Genomic DNA, 12247 nt, shown 5'->3' with positions numbered 1-12247 from the left:
GTTCGGACAGTGTTCCATTAAGCCGCTCCTTTCGGCTGAACTGCGAGAGCGAGGGGTTTTTCGTATAAATCGTTGTCCCATTGTGCCGGTCATATTCGTTCCAATAACCTGCCCCAACCATGTCGTCCGGATTGATGATTGATCGTATGTAAGAATCGTATATGCCGCTGTTGATTTCTTTCTGTTTAGCCTCATCATGCAGTTTAACAACAGAAGGACTGTTAAACGCTACTGCATAGATATCATTATTAACCGAGCTGTATTCCGCCTCAGCGCCGCCGAGTGAGTGACCGGTTGTTGAAACAATCGTTGACGTTCCGGTATACTTTTTCTTCACTTCCTTAACGAGCTGGTCTGCTTGGTCGATTTGGGACGTTTTCGTAATGAGTTTATATTCTCCTGTTGTTAGCATTGCGTCTTGGGAGGGAGTTCCGTTATATTTCCCGAGAGTTTTAGACGTGTCCTTGGCGTCCTTTTTAACAATAAAATGGGCTTCTTTTTTTGGGTCGCTTCCGAAAACAACGTTACTTCCATCAGCTTTTACACCGTCATTGATCGGGTCCTTACCGAGATCTGTTCCTGCAAAAGATACTACAACATTTTCGGGATTTTTTGTTTTAACCCATTTGCCGTTTTTCTTTTCTGCTTGTACTAATACAGCCGCATCAAGTCCTGTGTCATCGTCTGATTTTATTCGGTCAACATACCAGTAAGTAGGATTTGAAATGGAAGAATTGATACGTATATAATCGTTGTTCTTTAATTTCTTTTTGAGATAATCATAGTTATAAGCACGTTGACTCATCCTATAATATGTTTCATCCGTAAGGCTTGAAGTCCTAATTTTCTTGCTCAAGATATACAACACCTTTCTTGTCATGTAAAATAATGAAGGGAAAGGGATGATCTTTTTTTGAAAAAATACCTTATTATTCTACTATTGTTAATTATAACCGTTGGGGGAATGATTATGAAGCATCAATATAATGTGAAAAAGGAAGAAAATGCTCTTTTCGAAAAAGCTAAAACTAAAATGACAGAGTACCTTCATAGTGAATACAAGGGTATAGAGAAAATTTCTTATTATGATGATTATTTTATTGATCCAACTGGTGGAATTACGGTTGAGGGATACCTTAATGGCGATAAAACTAAAGAATTTGACGGCTTATATGATCCTAATGGTGACAAAATAGGAAGCTCCTCAGTGGATGCGGATGAAAAATCTTAAGACGCCTAAATGGCGTCTATTTTTGTATGATTCCTTCTATTGCATCGGATATCGTGGACCATTTTTCTAGTCCGTGAACTGCATGCGTACCTTTACCTGCTATTGTCGCGTATGCTTCGGATGTATTATTAGCCTCGAATACTCTAACCTATAAATTCCTCTCTCTAAAGAGTAGCCATTCTTGTTTTTCTCCTTCAAACAGCATGATTCTCTCCTTCTACCTCGATTAAACTCGTTTATATCTTCAATGTCTAAGGCATTTGCTATGCGTTCAATATGTCCGAAATTATGAAGGTTCTTACGGTCCGGAAATCGGCTGGCATTCCGAAATAAGCGAAAATGTAATGTATTCAATATCGAAAAACGGCCGCATTCCGAGTTTAGAAGAAATCGCAGCAATGTCAGCGGTTGAGCTTATGCTGTTCTTAGCAGGTAAGTACGGAAAGGGGGCGGCTACGCACAATAGTCGGGTGGTTTAATGTGTATGCGGCCGGAAGTGATAGGTATGTCAATTTGAAACCAGAGGATTTTTACGTGCTCTTGCCGCAAGTATCTCGGCGAGCATGCTCTGGCTGCGGGGAAATTAGTGTCACTGCGGCACTTGAACTTTTTGGTGAGCAGGAGGTGCTGCCAGCATGACATCATTCAAGCCGGAAAAAGTACGTTTAGTTCGACATGGCGCGGTGGAATTTTCTTATACGGAAATAAACGACGCCTGCCTTATCGCAGCGGATACAGTAGCCTTGTTTGACTTCAATAGTATGGGCGGGGGCCGATTTGCGGCTTACGATGAGAAGGGCCTAACGAAGTTGCATGATGGATACCACCTATACGACGACAAACATCCGAAAGCATTTGTTTTTGAATTTCCTAATACATAGCATTAACTCGGCTTGATGGCCGGAAAATGGCAGATATGAGTGTCGCGCAGTTCATGCGGATGTTCTTTTAAATGAATGCCCAATGATCCGGGCGAGCGGCAACTCGCGTACGGCAATCGGGAGAGGACAGCCAAAACGAAAAGTGGCGGTCATATATCATGCAACTAGTTAACCGGAGGACTTAAATTGAACGGATTCGAGCAGGGCAGTTGGCGATACTCTGCTATTTTTTTGTCCATTTTCCGAAGTATATACGCATCCATACACAAACTACGGCAGACCGGGAACGAAGTATGAACAAATGGCTGAGCATCGTATGATGAATCATGATATGTATCCGGAGACGATTGATAATCGTTAATGATCTAAAGGCCCCTGTCTTTTCAGGCGGGGGATTTTTGTATAGTTTTTACTGGACAGTCTAAATGATAGGGAATCGTAATAATGCAATACGAAGCTCCGAGTTTCAAGCTGCATCCCTTGGATAAAAAGAATTTTGCTTTGAAAAAAGACGAGTAAACCCGGGGGATTGTACTCGCCGCTACATCACGTGACGGGTGCTGGATGGCAGCTCGTCTGTTTTATTATAAAATAGGAACATACGTTTGTAAATGCCTTCACTTAAATTATTCATTATCGGCAAACAGATCAATTGTAAATCGGTCAGCGGCGTGATAGCATGTCCTGTAAAAAGAAGGAGTGAACATCATGGAGCCGCTGCTTTTAAACGGTGTAAGGCTGGATATGTATAACTGTAAAGAAGGGACGGGCCAAAGCGGCCGTGTCATTTCATTTGTATTAAAGGTAACCAGTGAAGCATATCCTGATATCGCCGTCCTTCTGTATGAAAAAACATTCGAGGTGCAGGCTCCTGAGCGGGGTCTCGATTTCCGCGGTGAAATCACCAATTATTATACATCGATGACAAACCTTTATCGGGAAGGTAAGACCGGGGACTTTTTTATTGAGCTGACTGAGGTTTGACTTCATGTGAAAAAGCTGCCGGGCGGCAGCTTTTGAAAAGCGTGCGGGATATGTAAAGTGTTCGGGTTGCGTGCGGGGGGTTAAATGGAGTCTTTGATGATTTTATAGTTTTTATGATTAACGACAGTGAGGGAATCTAATTCAAGATCACGATAATTATCCATGATGGTTACATCAACGATGACGGAATTTTCATTTACCTTTTCAACAATACCGGTTAATCCGTTTTTAAATTCAATGACGTTTCCAACCTTTGCAATTTTCACGAGCTTCCTCTCCTTTATCATAATTCCTGTTTGAAAATATTTTGCAGTATTTTCTTTAAGAAGTAAAGCAATATGGGTATTGTTCCGCTTATTCATTGTCCGGACGCGGCAAAGATGGTATATTGTTTTTCGTTAATAAGCAGAAAAAGGGGGCTGTTTTTGTTGCTGCCGGAAGAAATTACAGAACGTATCAATCAAATCCGCACCGGGGAAATCCCGGAATTCAGGGTGCAAAAAGAACACTTTCTTGCATTTCGGGCTGTGTTATCAAAGCAGGAAGATTTTAAGCATTTTCGCGGCATTGCCCAGCAAGGCGGAGATGTCGTATTCCAATATTTAGAACAGCCAAGAAGCTGAGGACCCCTCCATGTGAGGAGTCTTTTTTTTATTTTCAGATGCTGACTTCATCTCCCTGTAACAGATGTAAACAAATTGTAAACTCCCTCCGATGGATGTTTTTACAACTATTTGGCTATTTTTATGTGAATCACAGCTGTTTTCTTGGCAATAACAAGGCCGTTATAGAACATCTTCCAGCATAATAGCTGTTTGGGAGAACTGGAAAATCTTTAACCGTGAATTTGAGTGCTGCTCTTGTTAAGGTAGTGAAGTATTTTAAGGAGGAAATCGTATGACGACAAAATTTGCTGCCTTGGCTGTCTTTTTTCTTTGTTTTATGCCTGCAACAAAAATTGAACATACACAAGCTCTAGTTAGTTTAACAAAGAAGCCAAAGCAAGAAGGCACTTCATTGGTTAATCATATAAAACGAAATAGCGCCGTTCCAAAGCTGGCAGATGCTGATCAAAAGCATTCAATCAATGTGATCAAGCTGTCAACGCATACAAAGAAAAAAGCCAAGCCGGAGCCGGCTGAGTATCATCCGTCTAAAAAGGTTTATTCCCAAGCTGACAGAGAACTTCTGTCCCGTCTCGTTCACGCAGAAGCGAAAGGCGAGTCTTATAAAGGGAAAGTGGCTGTGGCAAGCGTAGTGCTGAACCGTACCGAGAAGCACGGCTTTCCGGACACCATTCGGGGCGTTATTTATCAAAGGAACGCATTTGAGCCGGTATCGAACGGAAGTATTAATCAAAAACCGGATAAGGATTCCATTGCAGCGGTAAAAGAGGCGGTGGAAAACCAGGGCAGAGATACAAAGGCATTGTACTTCTACAATCCGAAAACAGCTTCTGACCACTGGATCCGTTCCAGAAAAATCATCGAAAGAATCGGCAGACACGTATTTGCCGTATAAGCATAGCGGGATGAAAAATCCCGGCTATGCTTTTTTTCAATTTTAAGAAATCGAAAATATTTTCAGAACTTGTCTCATATGATGGTGGAAGAACGAGAGACAAGGAGAGACAGCATGAATCGATTTGTGAAAGGGATTATCCTTTTATCCATTGCCGCCTTTTTCGCTGAATGCCTGGAATTTGTAGTGAATATGATATTGGCGCGGGAGCTTGGCGAGCATGGAATGGGGCTTTATATGAGTATTCTGCCCACCATTTTTTTGATTATCGTTATAGCAAGTCTCGAGCTTCCAATCTCAATTTCAAAATTTATTGCTGAATCAAACCAAAAGCTGCATGAAAGCATGCTCCGGCATGCTTTCCGAATGACCGCCATATTTACCGCTTTTTCGACCGCCGCTGCCAGCATCGCGCTGCCGTTTATTCCTGTATTTGATACGTATCATCCTTTTATCAAAGGAATTGTTATCGGCCTGATTCCCATTGTGGCTTTCACATCCATCGCCAGAGGTTATTTTATGGGTGTGCAGCAGATGGGGAAAATCGCTGTTGCGAATGTCCTGAAAAAAATCATTCAAGTGCTGTGTCTGTTTGTATTTTTTCAATGGTACTCTTTTGAAATTGACATGGCGGTGCTCATTTCATTGTTTGTGCTTGTCGCAAGCGATCTCGTGGTGTTTGTTTACCTGTATACGCAGTTTATTTTAGCGCGGAGGGCGATTTCCGGCCAGCAGCATATCCATCTGCGCGGAAGGGATGTGCGGAAACGTCTGTTGGCCGTTTCGATTCCGACAACGGGATTGCGCATTTTTCATGCCGTGACCAATGCTATTGAACCTTTTCTGGTGAAAGCGGCGCTTTTGGCGGCGGGGGCTGCCGGAACAGCTGCGATTGATCAATACGGCATGCTTGCCGGGGTAGCGGTAACGATCGGTTCGTTTCCCGCGTTTATCGCCCATTCATTAATGGTCGTGATGATCCCGAGTATTTCTGAAGCGTACGCGCTTTCTCAATATGATATTGTATTGAAACGGCTGAGGCAGTCGATTTTTATTACATTCGGCTACGGCATTCCGGCAGTTTGGGTGATGTTTCAATTCGCCGGCCCGCTGACCCATCTTTTTTTTCAATCTCCGGAAGCGCAGGTTTATTTGCAGCTGTTATGGCCGTACTTTCTTTTTCACCTGTTTGTTATGCCGTTTCAGGCTTGCCTGATCGGAATCGGCCATGTGAAAACGGCTTTTTTCCATAACGTGTGGAGCCATATTGTTGCGCTGACGATGATGTATGTGCTTGGTTCCATGCCGAATCTGCAAATGCTCGGCATTATTCTCGGAATGAATACGGGGATGATTCTCTTAACAAGCTTGCATTACACGACGATTTGCAAAGAGCTTGGTGTGTCTGTATTTCTTACAGGCGGGGGCAGATCGCCTCGCATCGAAAGCTGAAAAAGCTGATACATTTCAATAAGGAAGGGCAAGCTATCTGAAACGCATGAAAGGAAGATCATATGCTGAAAAATCGCCTTATTGTATGTGCAGCTCTTTTCATACTTGCCGCAGCCTGGATGCCTGAGGCAAAAGCCGCCGGAAAACAGGCTGTTCCTGCAGTCTTTATGATGAAAACGATTGAAGGAGACGATATTTCGATCCCGCATAAAGGCCGGAAAACGATTTTGCATTTCTGGACGTCATGGTGTCCTCCATGCAAAAAAGAACTGCCCCAGTTTCAAACGTATTATGAAAACCATCATTCTGATCAAGTGAGCCTTGTGACGGTTAACCTGGTAAACGCGGAGCAAAACAAGCAGGCCGTTCAAAGCTTCATAAACCAACACCATCTTACATTCCCGATCGTTCTCGATTCCAGAGGCGAGCTGATGAAGGAATACCGTATCATTACAATTCCGACTTCGTTTCTGCTGAATGAAAAAGGAGAAATTGAAAAAACGGTCGTCGGCCCGATGACGGCAGCACAGTTAAAAAAATGGTCAGAACAATAAAAGCTGAGAGGATTTCCTCTCGGCTTTTTTTGCATATAATGAAAAGCAGAAGAGATGCTAATGATAATTATTATCATAAAGAAATTAAAACAATTATAATTGAAATCTTCCGCCGTCGTGCTATAATAAAGAAAACACTGCGATATTGCAGTAAGAGCGCTGCCTGTGAGGCAGCCGTTTTGCTTTTATCAGAGAAATGAAGATGATTTGCGTTCTCAATTAGAGAGGAGAATCTATAATGAATGAACAAGTAATGACCCAAACCAATTCACAGCAGCCAATACAAGAAGAACGGCCTGAGAAAAAGTGGCTTCAGCATGCTGAGCTGATCGCAGCCCTCGTATCCGGCGTCCTCATTCTGGCGGGCTGGTTTTTCAGCGAAACAAAAAGTCTGTCCGTCTCCCTGTATATACTTGCCTTCCTGATCGGCGGATTTGCGAAAGCGAAAGAAGGTATTCTGGATACACTGGAGACAAAGGCGTTAAATGTCGAGCTGCTAATGATTTTTGCAGCTGTCGGTTCTGCTCTTATCGGGTATTGGGCGGAAGGAGCTGTCCTCATATTTATTTTTTCATTAAGCGGCGCATTAGAGACATACACGATGAACAAAAGCAGCCGGGATTTAACATCCTTAATGAAACTTGAGCCGGAGGAAGCGAGCCTGCTTGTGGGCGGTAAAGAAAAACGGATTCCGGCCGCTGATATTAAAGTCGGTGACATGATTGTCATAAAGCCTGGCGAACGCGTAGCAGCCGACGGTATCATTGAATCCGGCTCAACGAGTCTGGATGAGTCTGCGCTCACCGGGGAAGCGATGCCGGTGGAAAAGACAGCCGGAGATGCCGTCTATACAGGCACAGTGAACAGAAACGGTTCATTAACGGTACGTGTCACTAAATCAAATGAACATTCCTTATTCAGAAAAATTATCAGGCTTGTGGAAGCGGCGCAAAACAGTGTGTCGCCGGCCCAGGCGTTTATTGAACGATTTGAAAACGTCTATGTGAAATGCGTGCTTTTTGCGGTCGCATTGCTTTTATTTGTTCCTCATTTCGCTTTAGGCTGGAGCTGGAGTGAAACCTTTTACCGGGCGATGGTATTTATGGTTGTGGCCTCTCCGTGCGCACTTGTTGCTTCCATCATGCCTGCGGCGCTTTCGCTTATTTCTAACGGGGCGCGCAACGGTTTATTGGTAAAGGGGAGCGTATTTTTAGAGCAGCTGGGAAGCGTCAAAATGATTGCTTTTGACAAAACCGGTACAGTTACAAAAGGACAGCCGGCGGTCGAAGCGTTCCAAGCTGCGGAAGATGTAAATGAAGATGAAGTATTAGAAGCGGTTTATGCGATTGAAAAGCAATCAAGCCACCCGCTTGCCAAAGCGATAGCGGAATTTGCTGAGAGCCGCGGCGCCGCGCACGCAGGCTATACATCGATTGACGAAACGTCCGGTTTCGGTGTTCAAGCCGACGTTTCAGGAGCCAAATGGATGATCGGAAAAGCCGGATTCATCGGTGAAGATCTGGCCGCTGCATTTTTGGAAAAGACGGGAAAAGGTTTGAACGATAAAGGCTATACGCTTGTTTTTATTAAAAAAAATGAACGGATAGCGGGCTGCATTGCCTTGAAAGATCAAATTCGGCCTGAAGCAAAAGCGGTTATGGAGGAGCTTGAAGCACTCGGAATCAAAACCGCCATGCTTACAGGCGACCACCCGGAAACAGCGGCTGCCATCGCTAAAGAAGCAGGCATGACGACGGTTGTCGCAGAATGTCTGCCCGATCAGAAGGTAGAAGAAATTAAAAAACTTAAAAAAACATACGGAACGATTGCGATGGTAGGAGACGGCATTAATGACGCGCCGGCTTTAAAAACTTCTGACGTCGGCATCGCGATGGGCGGCGGCACGGACGTCGCATTGGAAACAGCCGACTTGGTCCTTATGCAAAACGATTTGCATAAACTTGTGAAAATGTGCCGGCTTTCCAGAAAAATGAACCGCATCATTAAGCAGAATATCGTTTTCTCACTGACAGTCATATGCCTGTTGATCTGCGCTAATTTTTTGCAGGTCATGGAGCTTCCTTTTGGTGTTATCGGCCATGAAGGAAGTACGATTTTGGTCATCTTAAACGGATTGCGATTATTGAAATAAAAAAACAGCTGCCCGAAAGGCGGCTGTTTTTTAATGGCCATGAAAAGCAAAATCAGCAAAAAACTGATAGAATGGGAGAAGAGTCACTAATGGTAAGGAGGAAAAAGGAATGAACAGATTAGAACGGATTTCGTCCTGGCTGAAAAAAGAAGGGCATGAGGCGGCGTTTATACATACAAAGGAAAACGTATTTTATTTAACGGGTTTTTATACGGACCCGCATGAGCGGCTAATGGGATTGTTTCTTTTTCAGGATCAGGAGCCATTTTTCATCTGCCCGGGAATGGAAGCCGGCCAAGCCCGCAGCGCCGGATGGGAGCATGACATCATCGGTTACGGAGATCATGAGGATCCATGGGAGATGGTACAAGCCGAGCTTGCGAAACGTGACGTCCGGATGCATTCCATCGCGGTAGAAAAGGATTCGATTTCTCTTTCCCGTTCAGAAAAACTCAAGCAGGCTGCAGGCGGCGCTGAGTTTGTTTCCGCGGAAGAAACGCTCAACCAATTCCGTCTAGTGAAAGATGAGAAAGAAATCAGCATTCTCCGGGAAGCGGCAAAACTTGCAGATTACGGTGTTGAAGTCGGTGTTGCAGCGCTTAAAGAAGGAGTCAGTGAAACGGAGGTTCTTGCGCAAATCGAGTTTGAGCTGAAGAAAAAAGGCGTACAGGGCATGTCTTTCTCGACAATGGTGCTGTTCGGAGAAAAGTCAGGCCAGCCCCACGGCAATCCGGGGGCAGACCGTTTGAAAAAAGGTGATTTCGTCCTGTTCGATTTAGGCGTCATCCTTGACGGCTATTGTTCAGACATTACGAGAACATTTGCATACCAATCAATCAGCCCGAAGCAAGAAGAGATTTACCAAACGGTGCTGCGGGCGGAACAAGAGGCGCTTCAGTTAAGCAAACCGGGCGTCAGAATCGGTGACCTTGATTTAAAAGCCCGCGGCATTATAGAAAAAGCGGGATACGGAGACTTTTTCCCGCACCGGCTCGGCCACGGGCTCGGTATTTCGGTTCACGAATATCCTTCAATGAGCCGCACAAATGATACGCTGCTGACAGAAGGAATGGTTTACACGATCGAACCGGGCATTTACGTGCCGGAAGTCGGAGGCGTGCGCATTGAAGATGACGTACTTGTCACTAAAGACGGTGCTGAAGCATTAACGCGTTATCCGAAGGAATTAACGATCTTAAAATAGAAAGCCGTTTTGTGATAAAAAAGGACTTTTCATCACAGAGTCCTTTTTTATTCCCCGTATTAAATAAAAAAATCATCAAAATTCCGAAACGGTTTTATGTCATGCTTTTGCTTAAGCGGCTTTAAAGCAAGGAAGCTGCCGCCAAGAACAGCCAGACACAACCCGAGCAAACAAAAGATACCCATCGCTTTTCTTCTCCTTTCAAGCTGAGTAAAAGTGTTTTGTTTTATCTTAATGTATGAAACGCATTCCAGAGCAAGGGAAAAAGAAAGGGGAGCGCAGTGGCTACGATCAGAGACATTGCCAGCGCGGCTGGTGTTTCCGTTACGACTGTATCAAGGGTATTAAACGACCATCCGTATGTAAGTGAAGAAAAAAGATTGAAAGTGAAAAAAGCGATGGAATCTCTCGGATATACGCGCAATATCCATGCCGTACATTTATCTAAGGGTTTTTCCAATATGATCGGAGTGGTGCTTCCGTCCATTCATCTGCCGTATTTCGCAGACCTGATCGCAGGCATTGCAGACGCTGCCGAAGCATCGGGCGTCCATCTCTCTTTGTACCAGACTGATTATCAGCCTGAAAAAGAAGTTTTTGCCTTATCTCAATTACAGGAGCGCCAGGTGGACGGCCTGATTTTCTGCTCAAAAGCGATTTCCGATGAGCAACTGCTCGGCACGAAAGGCCCGATCCTGCTTTGCCAGGCAGATGCCGCCGGGTTTTCCTCAATCAGCATTCCGCATCAAGAAGCATTTCGGCACGGAATGAACTACTTAATAGAAAGAGGCCACGAAAAAATAGCAATCTGCCTGGCAAGGAAGAAAGGGATGAACAGCCAAGTCCGTATCGCGGCTTATAAGGAAGCGCTGAAAGACATCGGGCAGCCTTATCGGGAGAACTGGGTTGTTGAAAAGGTGATCACGATGCTTGACGGTAAAGCGCTTTTTCATAAATGGAAAAAGTGGCGTGACAAACCGACTGCGCTTTTTGCCGCAAATGATCAAGTATCAGCAGGCTTTTACCTTGAAGCAAGGGCTCACGGCGCCCGCATACCCGAAGATGTCGCCATTTTAAGCATTGATAATCATGAAATCAGCCGGTTGCTCGGTATTTCGACCATTGATATTCAGACGAAAGAAATGGGAAAGCAGGCCTTTCGCATGCTGGAGAAAAGCATCAGAGGACAGCCCGCTGCAAAGAAGGTTCTTGAATACCGCCTCATTGAAAGGTCGACCGTATAAAAAAAGAATTGACGCGCTTTCCGTTCGTTTTGTACGATATGAGGTATTGAATGACAAAGGAGCTGAGGATCATGAATGGGTCCTTTACAGTTGAAAAGGTATTAAATAACAATGTGCTTATTGCAACCCATGATAGATACAGTGAGGTCGTTTTAATCGGAAAAGGGATCGGCTTTGGAAAAAAACAAGCGGATGTCATTGAAGATAAAGGCTATGACAAGATGTTCATCTTAAAGGATGAAAAAGAACAAAAACAATTTAAAAAGCTCCTCGGTTATGTGGACGAAACACTTGTCGACATCTCCAATGACGTCATTTATCATATCAAAAAGCGGACAAACCACTCATTAAATGAGCATATTCATATTGCGCTGACGGATCATATCGCCTTTGCGGTTAAGCGATTGCAGCAGGGTTTTGATATCAAAAATCCGTTTCTGATGGAAACGGAATCACTTTATCCTGAAGAATTTCAAATTGCCCGTGAAGTCGTCGGCCTGATTAATGAAAAGACGGGGATCTGTCTTCCGGAAGGAGAAATCGGCTTTATCGCCCTTCATATTCATTCATCCCTGACGAACCGCCCTCTGTCGGAGGTGAACCAGCATTCCCAGCTGATGGCCCGGCTCGTGCAGGTTATTGAGGACTCTTTTCAAATGAAAGTGGATAAAGAAAGCGTGCACTATTTGCGGCTGATCCGGCACATCAGATTTACCATTGACAGGATTAAGCGGGAAGAGCCGACAAAAGAACCAGAAAAGTTAATGTTATTATTGAAAAATGAATATCCGCTATGCTACAATACTGCTTGGAAACTGATAAAAATCTTACAGCAGATGCTGAAAAAACCAGTTCATGAGGCGGAAGCGGTTTATCTCACGCTTCATCTGTACCGATTAACCAATAAAATTTCATAATTTCAGTTCAGCCTTTAAAAACGTGTTACTGATTCGATCAGGCATGAGTGATTGAGGGTAAAAAACGGGAAGAGCGTTCCCGTTATTTTGCACACCCTTTTTTACTC

Annotated in this window: 13 protein-coding genes and 2 pseudogenes; 13 read left to right on the top strand and 2 right to left on the bottom strand. The window is 44.2% G+C overall.

The window, feature by feature from the left end:
- A pseudogene (locus KY305_RS06650) lies at window positions 1-856 on the bottom strand (lipase); the annotation flags it as partial.
- A gap of 57 nt (window positions 857-913) precedes the next feature.
- Between KY305_RS06650 and KY305_RS06645 the strand changes: the two are divergent.
- The 5 genes and pseudogenes from KY305_RS06645 to KY305_RS06630 all read left to right on the top strand — a co-directional run bounded on the left by KY305_RS06645 (window position 914) and on the right by KY305_RS06630 (window position 3096).
- Window positions 914-1231, top strand: a complete 318-nt coding sequence (locus tag KY305_RS06645) for a DUF1433 domain-containing protein (protein ID WP_223061872.1) — start codon at window positions 914-916, stop codon at window positions 1229-1231.
- A gap of 344 nt (window positions 1232-1575) precedes the next feature.
- Window positions 1576-1710, top strand: coding sequence for a hypothetical protein (locus KY305_RS19930; RefSeq protein ID WP_262417617.1), 135 nt, complete (start codon window positions 1576-1578; stop codon window positions 1708-1710).
- 156 nt (window positions 1711-1866) lie between these two features.
- Entirely contained in the window at window positions 1867-2112 is a 246-nt protein-coding gene (locus tag KY305_RS06640) for a hypothetical protein (RefSeq protein WP_262417616.1), read from the top strand.
- 256 nt (window positions 2113-2368) lie between these two features.
- Window positions 2369-2473 (top strand): annotated as a pseudogene (locus KY305_RS06635) (preQ(1) synthase); the annotation flags it as partial.
- A gap of 347 nt (window positions 2474-2820) precedes the next feature.
- Window positions 2821-3096, top strand: a complete 276-nt coding sequence (locus KY305_RS06630; protein WP_223061871.1) for a DUF3219 family protein — start codon at window positions 2821-2823, stop codon at window positions 3094-3096.
- Window positions 3097-3176: 80 nt separating this feature from the next.
- Here the strand turns inward: KY305_RS06630 and KY305_RS06625 are convergent, their stop codons facing one another.
- A complete protein-coding gene (locus KY305_RS06625; RefSeq protein WP_214799694.1) occupies window positions 3177-3362 on the bottom strand; it encodes a YkvS family protein in 186 nt (61 codons plus the stop codon).
- A 162-nt stretch (window positions 3363-3524) separates the two neighbouring features.
- Here KY305_RS06625 and KY305_RS06620 point away from each other — a divergent pair, with 162 nt between their 5' ends.
- From KY305_RS06620 to glcT, 8 genes are all read left to right on the top strand, one after another.
- Window positions 3525-3719, top strand: coding sequence for a hypothetical protein (locus KY305_RS06620; protein ID WP_223061870.1), 195 nt, complete (start codon window positions 3525-3527; stop codon window positions 3717-3719).
- A gap of 274 nt (window positions 3720-3993) precedes the next feature.
- On the top strand, window positions 3994-4617 hold the full coding sequence (locus KY305_RS06615; RefSeq protein ID WP_223061869.1) for a cell wall hydrolase: 624 nt from the start codon (window positions 3994-3996) through the stop codon (window positions 4615-4617).
- Window positions 4618-4731: 114 nt separating this feature from the next.
- Complete coding sequence (locus KY305_RS06610) at window positions 4732-6069, top strand: polysaccharide biosynthesis protein (protein ID WP_223061868.1); 1338 nt, start codon at window positions 4732-4734, stop codon at window positions 6067-6069.
- Window positions 6070-6131: 62 nt separating this feature from the next.
- Window positions 6132-6623 carry an endospore biogenesis thiol-disulfide oxidoreductase StoA gene (gene stoA, locus KY305_RS06605; protein ID WP_223061867.1) on the top strand — a complete coding sequence of 164 codons (492 nt, stop codon included), beginning with the start codon at window positions 6132-6134 and terminating at the stop codon, window positions 6621-6623.
- A gap of 238 nt (window positions 6624-6861) precedes the next feature.
- Window positions 6862-8775, top strand: coding sequence for a heavy metal translocating P-type ATPase (locus KY305_RS06600; RefSeq protein ID WP_223061866.1), 1914 nt, complete (start codon window positions 6862-6864; stop codon window positions 8773-8775).
- A 109-nt stretch (window positions 8776-8884) separates the two neighbouring features.
- Window positions 8885-9979, top strand: a complete 1095-nt coding sequence (locus tag KY305_RS06595) for a M24 family metallopeptidase (RefSeq protein ID WP_223061865.1) — start codon at window positions 8885-8887, stop codon at window positions 9977-9979.
- A 281-nt stretch (window positions 9980-10260) separates the two neighbouring features.
- Window positions 10261-11223, top strand: coding sequence for a LacI family DNA-binding transcriptional regulator (locus KY305_RS06590; protein ID WP_223061864.1), 963 nt, complete (start codon window positions 10261-10263; stop codon window positions 11221-11223).
- Window positions 11224-11273: 50 nt separating this feature from the next.
- Entirely contained in the window at window positions 11274-12140 is an 867-nt protein-coding gene (gene glcT / locus KY305_RS06585; protein ID WP_223061863.1) for a glucose PTS transporter transcription antiterminator GlcT, read from the top strand.
- Window positions 12141-12247 lie beyond the last annotated feature (107 nt).

Source organism: Bacillus sp. YC2 (assembly GCF_019891195.1).
Lineage (GTDB): Bacteria > Bacillota > Bacilli > Bacillales > Bacillaceae > Bacillus.
Note: the sequence above shows the minus strand (reverse complement) of the source record. Positions and strands in the feature narration are given on the sequence as shown.